General features: G+C 63.9%; 12 protein-coding genes. 7 read left to right on the top strand and 5 right to left on the bottom strand.

Annotated features, from left to right (window positions below; genetic code table 11):
* The gene (gene hldE / locus IZU87_RS09535; protein WP_043331637.1) at positions 1–1,431 is read right to left on the bottom strand and encodes a bifunctional D-glycero-beta-D-manno-heptose-7-phosphate kinase/D-glycero-beta-D-manno-heptose 1-phosphate adenylyltransferase HldE; all 1,431 of its coding nucleotides are present in this window, start codon (positions 1,429–1,431) and stop codon (positions 1–3) included.
* Positions 1,431–2,594: a glycosyltransferase family 9 protein gene (locus IZU87_RS09530; protein ID WP_213114357.1), complete on the bottom strand. Its 1,164-nt coding sequence runs from the start codon at positions 2,592–2,594 to the stop codon at positions 1,431–1,433. The genes hldE and IZU87_RS09530 overlap by 1 nt, the downstream gene beginning before the upstream one ends.
* Between IZU87_RS09530 and IZU87_RS09525 the strand changes: the two genes are divergently transcribed.
* The 4 genes from IZU87_RS09525 to IZU87_RS09510 all read left to right on the top strand — a co-directional run bounded on the left by IZU87_RS09525 (position 2,593) and on the right by IZU87_RS09510 (position 7,619).
* Entirely contained in the window at positions 2,593–3,381 is a 789-nt protein-coding gene (locus IZU87_RS09525) for a 3-deoxy-D-manno-octulosonic acid kinase (protein WP_213114356.1), read from the top strand. The two genes, IZU87_RS09530 and IZU87_RS09525, sit on opposite strands and share 2 nt — an antisense overlap.
* Before the next feature lie 177 nt (positions 3,382–3,558).
* On the top strand, positions 3,559–5,565 hold the full coding sequence (locus IZU87_RS09520; RefSeq protein ID WP_213114355.1) for a DUF3413 domain-containing protein: 2,007 nt from the start codon (positions 3,559–3,561) through the stop codon (positions 5,563–5,565).
* A 72-nt stretch (positions 5,566–5,637) separates the two neighbouring features.
* Positions 5,638–6,483 carry a glycosyltransferase family 2 protein gene (locus tag IZU87_RS09515; protein ID WP_082388690.1) on the top strand — a complete coding sequence of 282 codons (846 nt, stop codon included), beginning with the start codon at positions 5,638–5,640 and terminating at the stop codon, positions 6,481–6,483.
* Between the two features lie 2 nt (positions 6,484–6,485).
* The gene (locus IZU87_RS09510; protein WP_213114354.1) at positions 6,486–7,619 is read left to right on the top strand and encodes a glycosyltransferase family 4 protein; all 1,134 of its coding nucleotides are present in this window, start codon (positions 6,486–6,488) and stop codon (positions 7,617–7,619) included.
* Between the two features lie 161 nt (positions 7,620–7,780).
* Here the strand turns inward: IZU87_RS09510 and IZU87_RS09505 are convergent, their stop codons facing one another.
* The 3 genes from IZU87_RS09505 to rfaD form a co-directional block, all read right to left on the bottom strand.
* A complete protein-coding gene (locus IZU87_RS09505) occupies positions 7,781–8,692 on the bottom strand; it encodes a hypothetical protein (protein WP_213114353.1) in 912 nt (303 codons plus the stop codon).
* Positions 8,689–9,708 (bottom strand): lipopolysaccharide heptosyltransferase II, encoded by a 1,020-nt coding sequence (gene waaF / locus IZU87_RS09500; protein WP_213114352.1) that lies wholly within the window; start codon positions 9,706–9,708, stop codon positions 8,689–8,691. The genes IZU87_RS09505 and waaF overlap by 4 nt, the downstream gene beginning before the upstream one ends.
* Before the next feature lie 117 nt (positions 9,709–9,825).
* The gene (rfaD, locus tag IZU87_RS09495) at positions 9,826–10,782 is read right to left on the bottom strand and encodes an ADP-glyceromanno-heptose 6-epimerase (protein WP_131431083.1); all 957 of its coding nucleotides are present in this window, start codon (positions 10,780–10,782) and stop codon (positions 9,826–9,828) included.
* Positions 10,783–10,951: 169 nt separating this feature from the next.
* Between rfaD and glyQ the strand changes: the two genes are divergently transcribed.
* The 3 genes from glyQ to gmhB all read left to right on the top strand — a co-directional run bounded on the left by glyQ (position 10,952) and on the right by gmhB (position 14,986).
* Positions 10,952–11,908, top strand: coding sequence for a glycine--tRNA ligase subunit alpha (glyQ, locus tag IZU87_RS09490; protein ID WP_107335756.1), 957 nt, complete (start codon positions 10,952–10,954; stop codon positions 11,906–11,908).
* A 2-nt stretch (positions 11,909–11,910) separates the two neighbouring features.
* Positions 11,911–13,980, top strand: a complete 2,070-nt coding sequence (glyS, locus tag IZU87_RS09485) for a glycine--tRNA ligase subunit beta (RefSeq protein WP_213114351.1) — start codon at positions 11,911–11,913, stop codon at positions 13,978–13,980.
* Positions 13,981–14,356: 376 nt separating this feature from the next.
* Positions 14,357–14,986 (top strand): D-glycero-beta-D-manno-heptose 1,7-bisphosphate 7-phosphatase, encoded by a 630-nt coding sequence (gene gmhB, locus IZU87_RS09480; RefSeq protein WP_213114350.1) that lies wholly within the window; start codon positions 14,357–14,359, stop codon positions 14,984–14,986.
* Positions 14,987–15,026 lie beyond the last annotated feature (40 nt).

Raw genomic sequence — 15,026 nt, 5'->3', positions numbered from 1 at the left:
CTAGTCCTCGCGATCGAGGATGGTGGCGATCATCGCGGTGGTGGACACGCCGTCCTCGAAACCGAGCACGCGGACTTCACCGCCATTGGCGATCACTGCCTCTCCCCCGGCGATCTCTTCGGGGCGATAGTCGCCGCCCTTGACCAGCACATCCGGCAGCACGGCCTCGATCAGGCGTGCCGGGGTGTCTTCGCTGAAGGGCACCACCCAGGCGACCGCACCGAGGCCCGCCAGCACCTGCATGCGGCGCAGCACCGGGTTGATCGGGCGTGTCGGCCCCTTGAGGCGTGCCACCGAGTCGTCGTCGTTGACGGCCACGATCAGGCGATCACCGTGGCGTGCCGCTTCCTGCAGGTAGGCCACGTGACCGGCGTGCAGGATGTCGAAGCAGCCATTGGTCATCACCACACGCTCGCCGCGTGCCTGGGCGGCCTTGACTGCCGGGATGAGCGCGGACTCCTGGATCACGCCGAATTCCGCCAGCTTGTCGCCGTGCAGCGCGGTGTAGAGCTCCGCCACCGACAGGGTCGCGGTACCCGGCTTGGCAACCACCAGACCCGCGGCCAGGTTGGCCAGCATCACGGCTTCCGGGAAGGCGTGACCGGCCGCCAGCGCCAGACCCAGCACACCGATCACGGTATCGCCGGCGCCGGTGACGTCGTAGACCTCACGCGCATGCGTCGGCAGGTGCAGCGGCTGATAGCCCTCGCGGATCAGGGTCATGCCCTTCTCGCTGCGCGTCACCAGCAGGGCTTCCAGCTCGAGCTCGGCACGCAGTGCCTCGCCCTTCTCGGCCAGTTCCTCATCGCTGCGGCATGGCCCGACGATGGTCTCGAATTCGGTCAGGTTGGGGGTGATGATGCTGGCGCCGCGATAGCGCGAGAAATCACTGCCCTTGGGGTCGACCAGCACACGCTTGCCCGCCGCACGCGCGGCGGCGATCAGCGCCTCGACCTGATTCAGCGAGCCCTTGCCGTAGTCGGAGAGAATCATCACGCCACTGGCGCCCAGCTCGGCCTCGACCTGGCTCACCAGCGCGCTGGTATCCACCTCGTGCAGCGGCTCCTCGAAATCGAGGCGCAGCAGCTGCTGATTGCGGCTCATCACGCGCAGCTTGGTGATGGTCGGCACGCTGTCACTGGCCTGGAAGCGCGTGATGACATTGGCGTTTTCCAGCGCGCGGGTGAGGATGGCGGCGTTGTCATCCTCACCGACGACACCCGCGAGGGTGGCGTGTGCGCCGAGCGAGGCGATGTTGAGCGCGACGTTGGCGGCACCGCCGGGGCGGTCTTCGCTCTCGCCGACTCGTACCACCGGTACCGGCGCTTCCGGCGAGATGCGTGAGGTGCCGCCGTGCCAGTAGCGGTCGAGCATCACATCACCCACGACCAGCAGGCGAGCCTGTTCAAGCGCAGTCAGATCAAGCTTCATCAGGCGTCTCCGCGTGCAGAGGGGGATTGGGAAGAAGAGGTATCCGTAGAGGAGACAGCCGCGACCGGCAGACGTTCGCAGCTCTGGCCGCGAATGACGCCATCGGTGTCCGCCAGCAGCTCAGCGAGGCGCGCGATGACATCCTCGGCGCGAATCAGGCTCATGGCGTCCTGATGGCGCACGCGCTGACCCCAGTTGATCTCGTCCATCTGCTTGTGAAGATAGGTCTTCACGGCGTCCGGATAGCGATTGACCACCAGATGCTGCCAGCAGTACGGCGCCGCGCGCTCGGGATTGGTGGTGGCGTACAGACCGATCACCGGGGTATTGAGCGCATTGCCCATATGCACCGGGCCGGAGTCCGGCGCAATCACCGCCACGGCGCGATCGATCATCGCCAGCAGGCCCTTGAGCGAGGTGCCACCGATGGCATCGATGACCGCGCCTTCGCTGACCAGCGCCTTGATGCGCGCACCCATTTCACGTTCCTGCGGGCTGCCGCCACCGGTCATCACGCTGCGGATGCCATATTGCTGCCAGGCATGATCGACGACCGCCGCATAGCCTTCCGGCGACCAGTTGCGGAAGTTGCGCAGTCGCGGATTGGCACACGGGCTGATGATCAGATACGGCGCCTCACCGGTGACGCGTGCGGCTTCGGTGTAGGCCTCGGACGGCACGTCGAGTCGCCAGTCGAGGCGGCAGTCCTCGACACCCAACGTACGCGCGAAGTCCATGAACGACTCCAGCACGTGGGCGCGCTCTCGCGGGGCCAGCTGATGGGAGGTAAAGAGGTACTGCCAGTCCTTGGCGCGCGCACGGTCATAACCGATGCGCACCTTGGCCTTGAGACCCAGCGACAGCGCACTGGCGCGCAGTGCCTGCTGCATGTGCAGCAGCACATCGAAGTGCGTGTCCTTGAGCTGTCGCCAGATGGCGCGCATGCCCGCAAGACCGGTGGACTTGTCATAGACCACGAACTCGACCCCGGTCAGGCCGGACAGTAGACTGTGCTCCCCCTTGCCGACGATCCAGGTAATGCGGGCCTCAGGCCACTGACGCTGCAAGGCGCGTACCGTTGGCACAAGATTGCAGACATCGCCGAGAGCGGAGAGCCGGAGCACGCAGATATGTGCGGGCTGGGCAGGGAGAGGATGCTTCATGCGGATGGCAGTTTTCCGAAATGAGAATGCCCACATTCTATATGATGGCGAAACAGCGCCACAAATGACGCCGGACTGGTTCATGCCATCGTTCTGGCGTGAACACGACGCCGTGACCGGCGAAGCGCCGGGGCGCGGGGCGAGTCTCTTCCTCGATGTCTGTCGTTTGCCCGCCGAACTGCAACCCGCCAATACCACCGCGACACCGGCTCGCCGCTGGGCACTGCGCCCCTATCGTCGCGGCGGCCTGATCGCGAAGCTCGCCAGTCAGCGCTATCTCTACACCGGCCTTGAGCGCACCCGCGCCTTCGCTGAACTGCGCCTGACGGAGCGTCTGTATCGCCAGGGGCTGCCGGTGCCAGAGCCCGTCGGTGCCTGCGTGTGGCGGCATGGCCTGACCTACGAGGCCGCCCTGATCACGGTGCTGATTCCCGGCGCACGCGCCTTCGCCGATGACCTGATCGCCCTCGAAGCACAGCACCTGCCTGCCGGGGCCGAGCTGCCCGAAGCCCTGCTCCGCCTGCTCGACGCGACAGGTCACGCCATTCGCGCCGTGCATGACGCCGGGCTCGAGCATGTCGACCTTAACGCACGCAACCTGCTGATCGATGAAAGCGAACGCGTCTACGTGATCGATCTCGATCGCTGCCAGCTGCATGCCGAGGCTCCTAGGGGTGCATGCTGGCGCGAGAGCAATCTCTCCCGCCTGGGCCGTTCGTTGGCCCGCTTCACCCCGACACATCATGCGGCGTGCCTGGCCCGCATCCGCAGCGCCTATCAAGGGTAGGCGCCCGCTCCGTTCCACTCTTTGCTGACGCTCCGTTCAACTCTATTACTGACAAAGTGGTCATCCGGCGCGCAAAACAAGATATCATGCTAACAATATATTATGCATGGTAACTATCTTGCCGCTCCCCACGCTTGATGGGTTATCGCGCTTTTTCCTATCCGCCGGATATGACCGATGACCGCAAAGACCCCTGACTCGCCTGCGCCCGCCAACGCCCGACCTCGTGACAGCCGCCGCCGCTATCTTCGCGACAGCGCCACCTTCTCTCTCGCCATCCTGGTGTTGATCTGGCTGGTCGCGACCCGCTATATGCCCTTTACCCCACTCCCGCAAGGAGTGAGTGCCGCCAGCCTGAGCGGTTGGGCCTACCTGGCCACCACCTGGCTGGGTCACTACGGACTGCTTGCCCAACTACTGTGGCTGCCACTTGGCCTGCTCGGCATGATATTGCCCGCGCGCAGCGCTCGCCGCTGGCTGTGGCTCCCTGCGGGCATTCTGGCCGGCAGTGCATTGAGCGCACTCATCATCGACAGCCTCGTCTATGCCCAGTACCGCTTCCATCTCAACGGCTTCATGCTGTCGATGTTCCTCAATGACAGCAACGGTGAAATCTTCGAGTTCGATGCCACGACCTGGTTACTGGGTGCCTGCACCCTGCTCGGCTTGATCGCGCTCTGCTGCGGGCTGGCTTATCGACTGAGTGGGCCTGCGGCAGTCAAGCGCGCTCACCGTTTGCCGACAGGCAAGCTGCATGCCTTGCTGTTCCTCATGCTGCTGGCAAGCCACATCCAGCACATAGTGTCGGATGCCCATCACAACCTGCAGGTGACACGCGAAGCGCCAGCCTTCCCGCTGCTGTTCCCCGCCACAGCGCGCGACTTCATGGAAGACCACGGGTGGCTGGATGCCCGGACTGCAGAAGCGGCCAAGGTGCATATCCAGAATTTCGGGGCGGGTTCGCTGGCCTATCCTGCCGTACCGCTTAAACAGGATGACGATGTCATCACCAGCAGAGGTGTCGACGGCCAGCCTGCCAACATCCTGTTTCTGGTGATCGACTCCTGGCGCGCCGATAGCTTCACTGCCGAGACGATGCCCCACTTGCACGCCGCCCTGGCGGATGGTCTGCACTTTCCGGATCACATCTCCGGCGGCAACAGCACCCGCACCGGTTTCTTCAGCCTGCTATCTGGCCTGACCGCCAATTACGTCACCCCGATGGAGAATGACGGCCTGGGCAGCGTGCTGGTCAATCAGGCACTGCAGCGCCAGTGGCCGCTGGGGCTATTCTCCTCGGCAAGCTTCAATGGTGTCGGCCTGGACCGCAGCCTCTTCCCGAAAGTGCCAGATCTGCGCTTGCGCACCCTGGGCGATAGCCCCGCCATGCGGGACCGCGTGATGACGACCGACTGGCTCGCCTGGCAGGCCCAGCGCCGCCAGACAGCGCTGCAGCAGGACGCTCATGCGCTGAAACCGTGGCTGGGCGTACTGTTCTACGATGCTCCGCATGGTTACTCGCTGCCCAGAGGTGCCAGCACTCCCTTCCAGCCCAGCGCCACCGGCATGGACTATCTGACACTGGGTCCCGACACCGACCCGACGCCTGTGCGCAACCTGTATCTGAACTCGCTGTATCATCTGGACAGGCAATTGGCGCGCGTGATTCAGGACCTGAAAGAACACGGCGAGTGGGACAATACGGTGCTGGTCGTCACCGGTGACCATGCTCAGGAGTTCAATGACAGCGGCAAGAATTTCTGGGGACACAATGGCAACTTCACTCGCTACCAGACCCAGGTACCGCTGATTCTGCGCGGCCCCGGCATTCCTGCCGGCCACTATGGAAGCCAGCTGCCCTTGCCTCCCGTCACCGCGCATTATGATGTCGTCCCGACACTGCTACGCCATGTGATGGGCATCAGCAATCCCCCCAGCGACTACAGCATGGGGCATGACCTGCTGCGCACTCTCGACCATCAGCCAGAGGTCGACAATGAATGGGTGCTCTCCGGTAGCTATCAGGACTTCGGTATCATTCAGCGCGATCGCATCTACGCACTGGAAGGCACCGGCGGCTATGCAGTGTACGATGGCGACATGAATCGTCGGCAGGCGCTCGGCGAAGGCGCCAACCCCGTCATGAAAGTGATGGAGACCATGCGCCGCTTCTACCCGAACTGAGCCTGCCACTGAGTCCCATCGGCGCCTGCCACACCCCGTCGTGCTGCAGGCGCTCTTCAGACAGAGACCGTCATGAACACGAGCGACGAGGCCTCGGCCGCCCCTTCACCCGATGGCAAGCTGCGCACCGCGGTGCCCATCACCGGCTGTGTCATCACCCTCAATGAAGCCCACAACATCGAGGACTGCCTGCGCTCGCTGGCCCAGGTCTGCGATGAGCTGATCGTGGTCGATTCCGGCTCCACCGATGCCACCTGCGAGCTGGCGCGCAATATGGGCGCCGTGGTGATCGATCAACCCTACCTGGGCGACGGGCCGCAGAAGAATGTCGGGCCGAGCCATGCCAGCCACCGCTGGGTGCTGTCTCTGGATGCCGATGAGCGCCTGACCGACGGTGCCGTCAGCGCCATCCGGGAACTGGCACTCGACAGCACGCCCCACGATGGTTTCGCGCTGCGCCGTCGCAACTTCATCGGCTCGCGCTGGGTGCGACATGCCGGCTGGTACCCCGATTACTGCCTGCGTCTGTATGACCGCGAGAAACTCGCCTTCCGCGATTCACGTCAGCACAGCTCGGTGCAGGCCAACCATCCCTGCGAGCTGGACGCCGATCTCGAGCATTACAGCTTTGCCAATCTTGGTGAACTGTTCGTCAAGGCCAGTGGCCGTTTCTCGAACCGCGCCGCCAAGATCATGTATCAGAAGGGAAAACGCGCCAACGCCTTCACTCCCTTCCTGCATGCCAGCAATGCCTTCATGCGCAAGTTCGTCTTCCAGGCTGGCTTCCGTGATGGCGTCGATGGCTTCTCGGTGGCGCTGTCGGCCAGCGTCAATGCCTACCTGAAATACGCCAAGCTGCTGGAATTCCAGCGCGACGCCAAGGTGCGTGAGGCCGAAGATTTCAACAAGGTATGGTGACCATGACCTCTAGCTGTGAGCCGACTGCCGCACGAGGTGTGACGCGCCCGCTTCACGTACGCCATGTCAATCTGGCACGCGGCTTTCGCGGCGGTGAGCGCCAGACGCTCAACCTGATCGCGGACCTGGCGCGACGCGCAAGCCCGGGGGAGAACGGCGAAGCCGGCGCGCCGATCCGCCAGTCACTGGTGTGCCTGCAGGGCTCGCCCTTGATCAGCGAACTGGCGGCGCTCGAGCTTGCCGCCACGGTGGATGTGATCGAGATCAGCGGACGCTTCAAGGGCCATCTCGGTCAGCCCCGCGCCGATATCGTGCATGCTCACGAAGCCAAGGCCGTGCACTGGGCATGGCTGCATCAGCGCCTCACCGGCACGCCCTACCTGCTGACACGCCGGGTGCCCCAGCCGGTGAAGGACAAGCCGTTCAATCGCCTGACCTATCGCGCGGCCGCCTGCCGGGTAGCAATTTCGTCGGTGATCGAATCTCACCTGCGGGAGCGCCAATGGGGCGAGACGGCGTTGATCCCCAGCACCCTCGCCCATCTGCCCAGCGACAAGCAAGCCGTGGCCGAGCTACGCCAGCGCTTCGGCAATACGTCCGCAGGGGATCGCATCGTCATCGGGCATGTCGGCGCCCTGGTGGACCGCCACAAGGGCCAGCGAGTGCTGATCGAGGCGGCCCGCAGGCTGCGCGACAGCCACCCGCAGCTGCTGTTCGTCTGCCTGGGCGCCGGCGAGGACGAAGCGGCCTTCAAGGCGGAAAGTGCCGATCTCGACAATCTGGTCTGGGAAGGCTTCCACACCAATGTCGGCGACTATCTGGAAGCCTTCGATCTGTTCGCCTTCCCGTCACACAACGAGGGTCTCGGCTCGATTCTGCTCGACGTGATGGATCACGGCGTACCGATCATCGCAAGCGATGTGGATGGCATCCCCGATATCGTGCATGACGATAGCACCGGCGTGCTGGTGCCCACCGGCGATGCACAGGCACTGGCTGCCGCCATCGTGGCACTCGTCGCTGATGCACCACGTCGGGAGCGGCTGGTCGCGGGGGCACGTGCGCATCTGGCACGCTTCACTCCCAGCGCCATGGGCGAGGCCTATCTGGGGCTTTATCAGCGGCTGGCACGCTAGTCCGCTTTCCTCTCGGACGCTTATCGCCCCAGTACTTGGCCCACAAGCACCTATCGTCCAGGTACCTATCGCTCGGCTAAAGAACGAAAAAAGCCCTGTTTCATGTGAAACATCACAATGAAACAGGGCTTTTTCGTTTTTCCAAACAGCAGGTCAGCAGCTCAGGCGCGCGAATCAACGTCCTCCAGGCCGCGCAGATCCGGCCAGCCCTCGTCCACACCCAACACGGGATATGTCCGGGGATCCAGCGGGCCTGGTTCGCTTTCAGGGCGACACTCACGCAGCGCAGCCTGCAGCCGCTGCAGGGCCTCATCGCCTTCGGCACCGGCGGTCACCCTGTCCCAGAACTCACGATGTACCGCCTTGATGACGACGGGCACGCTGGGCACACCGACCTGTTGCGCCATGGCCAGACGATGCAGGCCACGGTTGATCTTGAGCAGGTGCCCCTCACGCGTCACCGCGACGCCCATCTCATCCTTGGTGACCCCCTGACGAAAGCCATTGCTGGCCATGTCCTGCAGATAACCGCGATAACAGCGCAGATAGCCGAGAATCTGCTCCTCGCTGTCCATCAACAGCCCATCACGCGGCGACGACCACGGCTTGCCCGATTCCAGCAAGGCCTTCAAGTGCTGATAGCGCTCCGTCACCGTCAGGTCATCGCCATGCTCGATCAGGTCCCGCATCAGCCGCGAGCGTGAACCGAAGCGGAAGGCGCCGCGCCGCAGGTCCCAGTCGCCATCCCAGATGAAGGCGTTGGAGGAAGGCCGGTTGCGCTTGTCACGCCCGAAGTTGACGTCGCGCACCAGCTCACGCGGATTGACCCAGACCGTCAACGCCTCCTGCCCCATCACGTCTTCCAGCGCATGACGCGGCAGGCCACGGCGCTCAAGGGACTGATGGCGTGCACGCTGGCGCTTCCAGCGCATCAACCAGCAACGACTGAACGGCAGTATCAGGTGGTGCTCGCACCAGGCACGCAGCGCCTCGATCCGCTGAGCACGCTGCATGGCCCCGCGCATGCGCGGGTGGATCAGATCATCCGTCGTACGGTTTCTCGGCAGGTTCACCGCGCATCCTCATCCAGCGAGATCGCCGTCAACAATCGCTCGGGAGCAATATGGTTCAGACAATTGGTATGCCCCAGCGGGCAGACGCGCTTGAAGCAGGGTGAGCACTCCAGCGCCAGCCAGTGGATCTCGCGATTGGCCGTCAGCGGCGGCGTGTAATGCGGCGACGAGGAACCGTAGATGCCCTGGATACGGGCCCCTAACGCGGCCGCCACATGCATCAGGCCGGAGTCATTGCTGACCACTTCCCGACACTCGGCGATCAGGTCCACCGCATCCGCCAGCCGCGTCTTGCCACACAGGTTGTGAACGCCCGCAAGCCCCTGGGCGATCTCCTCCCCCGCCGCGACATCCTTGGGGCCACCGAAGATACGCACCTCGGCCCCCTGGCGAGTCAATGACTCGGCAAGCGCGCGAAAGTGCGCCAGCGGCCACTGCTTGGCCGGGCCATATTCCGCCCCGGGCATCATGCCGATGATGGGCGCCGGCGGCGCCACCAGTCCCAACTCGCCGCGCAAGCGCAGCTGATTGGCGCTGTCAGTGACCAGAGCGGGCTCCGGGATGCCCGCCGGCGGATTGGCCTCCTCAACGGGCAGGCCCAGCGACGTGAAGCGCTTGACGGTCTGATCGAGCACCGACTTGTCGAGCTTGCGACAATCGGTGAGCAGACCGTAGCGCTGCTCACCGGTGAAGCCGACGCGCACCGGAATGCGCGCGAAGAACGGCACCAGCGCTGCCTTCCACGAGCGTGGCAACACGATGGCGCGGTCGAAGCGCCCTCGCAGCGAACGCCCGAGCTGCCAGCGCGCCTTGAGGGCGAAGTCACCATGCCCCGCCGGCAACGCCAGTGCCTCCTCGACCTCGGGCATGCGCTCGATGATCGGCTGCGACCAGGCGGGCGCCAGCACACTGATCCGGCAGCCGGGCGAGCGCTGCTTCAGCGTCATGAACAGGCTCTGCGCCATCACCATGTCGCCGACCCAGCTGGGCCCGACCACCAGAATGCGCTCACTCATGCCTTGCTCCTCTTCACGGCCAATCCTCCTTGCGGGTGCGCTTGCCCTGCCCCATCGCCCTTGCGAGGCAGGCGCTCACCCTCAATCCACACGCGCTCAGTCCCCACGTGCTCGGACTCAGCGATTCAGCCATTCGAGATAGGCGCGCGTGCCCTGGGCAACGGTCTTGAATTCGACGTTGCAGCCGGCCTTGCGCAGCTTGCCGATATCGGCACGCGTGAAGCTCTGGTAGCGGCCCTTGAGGTTTTCCGGGAAGTCGATGTACTCGATCTCGCCCTTCTCGTAGTACTCGATGACGGTCTCGGCGATCGCCTTGAACGGCTCGGCGCGACCGGTACCCAGATTGAAGATGCCGGAGGCTTCCGGGTGATCGAGGAACCACAGGTTCACGTCGACCACATCGCCGACATAGACGAAGTCACGGCTCTGCATGCCGGCATCGTAGCCATCGTAGGCGCCGAACAGCTTGGGGTTCTCGCCCGCCTTCACCTGGGTGTGATGGTGATAGGCAACGCTGGCCATCTTGCCCTTGTGCTGCTCACGCGGGCCGTAGACATTGAAATAGCGGAAACCGACGACCTGGGTGGTCAGGCTGTCCCAGCGCTGGCGCACGTGCTGATCGAACAGCAGCTTGGAGTAGCCGTAGACGTTGAGCGGACCTTCGAACTCCGGCGTTTCCTTGAAGACCTGGCTGTCGCCGTAGGTCGCCGCGGAGCTCGCGTAGAGGAAGGGAATCCGGTTCGCTTCGCAGAAGTTGAGCAGCACCTTGGAGTACTCGAAGTTGTTCTCGAGCATGAACTGGCCGTCCCACTCGGTGGTGTCCGAGCAGGCGCCTTCGTGGAAGATCGCCTCGATCTTCGGCAACTCGGCATACTCGCCCATCAGGCTCGACTGGACGCGAATCAGGAAGTCGTCCTTGTCGAGGTAATCGGCGATGGTCAGGTCCGCCAGATTGACGAACTTGGTGCCGTCACTCAGGTCATCCACCACCAGGATATCGGTACGGCCGCGGTCATTGAGTGCCTTGACGATATTGGCACCGATGAAACCGGCGCCTCCGGTAACGACGATCATTTGAGCTCCCAGAGCCTCTAGAGGCTTGTAGGCAACGCGCGCGTTCAGTAACGCGACACATCAGAATTTGGAAATGGCACGCACTCGGTTTCGTCTGCGGCCTATAACCCGATAAGCGGGGATTGTATACTCGGCAGTTCTCGAATTCATGGGCCAACGGGCTTCACCAATGACACAGCCAGACGTGAAAACCTTCCAGGGCCTGATTCTGGCCCTGCAGCAATACTGGGCCGAACAGGGTTGCATCATCCTGCAACCATTGGATATGGAGGTTGGCGCGGGGACTTTCCACCCGGCGACCTTCCTGCGCTCCATCGGTCCTGAAACCTGGAACGCTGCCTACGTGCAGCCTTCCCGCCGTCCCACCGACGGCCGCTACGGCGAAAACCCCAATCGCCTGCAGCACTATTATCAGTTCCAGGTGGTGATGAAGCCGTCACCGGCCAACCTGCAGGAGCTCTATCTGGGCTCGCTGGAGCGTCTGGGCATCGACCCGCTGGTCCACGACATCCGTTTCGTCGAGGACAACTGGGAATCTCCGACGCTGGGCGCCTGGGGCCTCGGCTGGGAAATGTGGCTCAACGGCATGGAAGTGACCCAGTTCACCTACTTCCAGCAGGCAGGTGGCATCGAATGCTTCCCGGTCACCGGCGAGCTGACCTACGGCCTCGAGCGCATCGCGATGTACCTGCAGGACGTGGACAGCGTCTACGACCTGATCTGGACCACCGCGCCGGACGGCTCCGTCGTGACCTATGGCGACGTCTTCCTGCAGAACGAGAAGGAGCAGTCGGCCTACAACTTCGAGCACGCTGCCGTGCCGGAGCTGTTCGCTGCCTTCGATCACTGCGAGAGCGAGTGCCAGAAGCTGCTGACCGCCAACCTGCCGCTGCCGGCCTACGAGCAGGTACTGAAGGCATCACATACCTTCAACCTGCTGGATGCGCGTCACGCCATCTCCGTCACCGAGCGTCAGCGCTACATCCTGCGCGTGCGCACTCTCGCCCGTGATGTGGCCCACGCCTATTACGATTCGCGCAAGGCCGCCGGCTTCCCGCTGGCCCCGCAGGCGCTGCGTGATGAGCTGCTCGCCGCCGATGACACCACTACCGAGGGAGACGCGTAAGCATGGCCTCCGTGAATACCCTGCTGATCGAACTGGGCTGCGAAGAACTGCCGCCGGGCGCCATCGACGCACTCGCTGACAGCCTCGCCAACGGCCTCGCCGATGGCCTGCGCGACGCCGAAGTCGCCTTCGGTCAGGTACGCGCCTACGCCACACCGCGTCGTCTGGCGGTGATGATCGAATCCCTGGCCGAGCGCCAGCCGGACCGCGAGATCGAGAAGCGCGGGCCGGCCAAGGCCGCCGCCTTCAAGGATGGCGAACCGACCCGTGCGGTGCAGGGCTTCGCCCGCTCCTGCGGTGTCGAAGTCAGTGATCTGATCGAGCTGGAAACCGACAAGGGCACCTGGCTCGGCTATCGTCACACCCAGCCGGGCGAGCATCTCTCCGCCCTGCTGCCGACCATGCTGGAGCAGGTCGTGGCTCGCCTGCCGGTGCCGAAGAACATGCGCTGGGGTGCCTCACGCATCGAGTTCTCGCGTCCGGTGCATTGGCTGGTCGCGCTCTACGGCAGCGAAGTGATCGAGGCCAGCGTGCTCGGCCTCGACTCCGGTCGCACCACCTTCGGCCACCGCTTCCATGCGCCGCAGGCCATCACGCTGGCGCACGCCGAGGACTATCTCGACGCGCTGGAGGATGCCCGCGTGCTGGCCAACCGTGAGGTGCGCCGTGAGCGTATCCGCGAACAGGTCCAGGCCGAAGCGGAAGTCTATGGTGCCAACGCCGTCATCGAGGAAGCCCTGCTCAACGAGGTCAACGGCCTCGTGGAATGGCCGGTGGCACTGACGGGCACCTTCGACGAGCGCTTCCTGGAAGTGCCGGCGGAATGTCTGATCTCCTCCATGAAGGCCAACCAGAAGTACTTCCACCTGCTGGACAACGACGGCAAGCTCAAGCCGGCCTTCATCACCGTCTCCAATATCGAGAGCAAGGACCCGCAACAGGTCATCTCCGGTAACGAGAAGGTGATTCGTCCGCGTCTGGGCGATGCCGCCTTCTTCTACGAGACCGACCTGCGCAGCACGCTGGAATCGCGTCGCGAGAAGCTCGAGAGCGTCGTCTTCCAGCAGAAGCTGGGCAGCATGGCCGAGAAGGCCCGTCGCAGCGAAGCCGTGGCACGCCACATCGCGGAACGCATCGGTGCCGATGTCGACCACGCCGCACGTGCCGCACAGCTGGCCAAGACCGACCTGGTCACCGAGATGGTGCTGGAGTTCCCGGAACTGCAGGGCATCATGGGCCACTACTACGCCCGTCACGATGGCGAAGATGCCACCGTCGCCCTCGCGCAGGAAGAACAGTATCTGCCGCGCTTCGCCGGCGATGCGATCCCCACGACCAAGGCCGGCATGGCGATTGCCCTGGCCGATCGTCTCGACACCCTGACCGGCATCTTCGGCATCGGTCAGCGTCCAACCGGCGCCAAGGACCCGTTCGCACTGCGTCGCGCCACCATCGGGGTGCTCAACATCCTGATCAAGGGTGAGCTGGACCTCGACCTGCGCGAGCTGCTGACCGTCAGCGCCGAGCAGCATCGTGATCTGCCCAAGGCCGAAGGACTGGTCGAGGACGTGCTCGAGTACATGCTCGATCGCTTCCGCGCCTGGGCCAGCGATGAAGGCATGGGTGCCGAGCTGTACCTGGCCGTGCGTACCCTGAAGATCAGCAATCCGCTGGACTTCGCACGTCGTCTGCGTGCCGTGCACGCCTTCGGCGAACGTCCGGAAGCCGCTGCCCTGGCTGCAGCCAACAAGCGCGTCTCCAACATCCTCGCCAAGGCCGAGCACGATGGTCGCACCGAGGTGGATGCGAGCTTGTTGAGCGAGCCGGCCGAGCAGGCTCTGGCAGACGCCCTGACGGCACGTGGCGCGGAAGTGGCACCGCTGTTCGCCGCGGCGCGCTACCAGGAGGCCCTCGATGCACTGGCCAGCCTGCGCGAGCCGGTCGATGCCTTCTTCGATCAGGTGATGGTCAACGCCGACGATGCCGCCGTGCGCGCCAATCGTCTGGCGATGCTGGCCAGTCTGCAAGGCCTGTTCATGGGTGTGGCCGACATCAGTCTGCTGACCCAATAAGAACTGCCGATCCACGCTGTCCCTGACATCGGTAAATCGCAGTCTCTGCAAAAGAACCCCGCCACGGCGGGGTTCTTTTGCATCCGGGGTCCCGAAATGCCGTGTTGCGTGACAGGATTTCACGCAACACGGCAGCGATGTCACAATTTCTGCCTTGATCCCCTACCTAGGTCGCACTAGTATTCCAGTATAGAAACAGTGTTCGAAAAGCGCGGCAGCCTGTCGCACCACGCACTTCGACCACTCGGCGCCATTTGCCCATCCCCACGTGCGAGCGTCATCTTGTGACTCGGCTCACAATTTTCCAGGCAAAGCGGCGACCCCTGACAAGCAGCCCGGCTGACGCCCCTGACTGCCCTGAAGTGAAGAGTTGACCATGCAAAAACTGATCGTGCTCGACCGTGATGGTGTCATCAATGAAGACTCCGATGCCTTCGTCAAGAACGCCGAGGAGTGGATCGAATACCCCACTTCCATCCAGGCCATTGCCCGTCTGACCCGCGCAGGCTATACCGTGGCCGTGGCGACCAATCAGTCCGGCATCGCCCGAGGCCATTTCGGCCACCGCGAACTCGACCAGATGCACACCAAGATGATGCAACTGGTGAAGGAAGCCGGTGGCGATATCGCTCACATTGCCTACTGCCCGCATGGCCCGGACGACGGCTGCGATTGCCGCAAGCCCGAACCCGGTCTGCTCCACCAGATCCAGGATGCCCTGAAGATTCCCGACTTCGAAGGTGCCTGGATGCTGGGTGACAGCCTGCGTGACCTCATCGCGGGCCAGAAGGCCGGCTGTCGCGCCGCGCTGGTGATGACCGGCAAGGGCCAGAAGACGCTGGCAGATGGCGAGGGGCTCAAGGACGTGCTGGTAGTGGCCAACCTGGCCGACTTCACCAACCGCCTGCTCGATGGTGAGCTCAATCACCCCATATCGGATGGTGAGCCGGGAAAGTCCCAGCGCCGCTGCGTGAGCTGTGAAGCCGCTGCCGAAAGCTATCTGTGAGGCGCGCCTGCCCAGCGAGAACCCTGCGCACGGCGCGCTT

It is taken from the genome of Cobetia sp. MC34 (assembly GCF_018340035.1).
Lineage (GTDB): Bacteria > Pseudomonadota > Gammaproteobacteria > Pseudomonadales > Halomonadaceae > Cobetia > Cobetia amphilecti.
Note: the sequence above shows the minus strand (reverse complement) of the source record. Positions and strands in the feature narration are given on the sequence as shown.

What these genes read in the sequence shown, in the direction of transcription:
- hldE (WP_043331637.1), bottom strand. Translation starts at nt 1,431, where the DNA reads ATGAAGCTTGATCTGACTGCGCTTGAACAGGCTCGCCTGCTGGTCGTG.
- waaF (WP_213114352.1), bottom strand. Translation starts at nt 9,708, where the DNA reads ATGAGTGAGCGCATTCTGGTGGTCGGGCCCAGCTGGGTCGGCGACATG.
- IZU87_RS09515 (WP_082388690.1), top strand. Translation starts at nt 5,638, where the DNA reads ATGAACACGAGCGACGAGGCCTCGGCCGCCCCTTCACCCGATGGCAAG.
- gmhB (WP_213114350.1), top strand. Translation starts at nt 14,357, where the DNA reads ATGCAAAAACTGATCGTGCTCGACCGTGATGGTGTCATCAATGAAGAC.
- rfaD (WP_131431083.1), bottom strand. Translation starts at nt 10,782, where the DNA reads ATGATCGTCGTTACCGGAGGCGCCGGTTTCATCGGTGCCAATATCGTC.
- glyS (WP_213114351.1), top strand. Translation starts at nt 11,911, where the DNA reads ATGGCCTCCGTGAATACCCTGCTGATCGAACTGGGCTGCGAAGAACTG.
- glyQ (WP_107335756.1), top strand. Translation starts at nt 10,952, where the DNA reads ATGACACAGCCAGACGTGAAAACCTTCCAGGGCCTGATTCTGGCCCTG.
- IZU87_RS09525 (WP_213114356.1), top strand. Translation starts at nt 2,593, where the DNA reads ATGCGGATGGCAGTTTTCCGAAATGAGAATGCCCACATTCTATATGAT.
- IZU87_RS09520 (WP_213114355.1), top strand. Translation starts at nt 3,559, where the DNA reads ATGACCGCAAAGACCCCTGACTCGCCTGCGCCCGCCAACGCCCGACCT.
- IZU87_RS09510 (WP_213114354.1), top strand. Translation starts at nt 6,486, where the DNA reads ATGACCTCTAGCTGTGAGCCGACTGCCGCACGAGGTGTGACGCGCCCG.
- IZU87_RS09530 (WP_213114357.1), bottom strand. Translation starts at nt 2,594, where the DNA reads ATGAAGCATCCTCTCCCTGCCCAGCCCGCACATATCTGCGTGCTCCGG.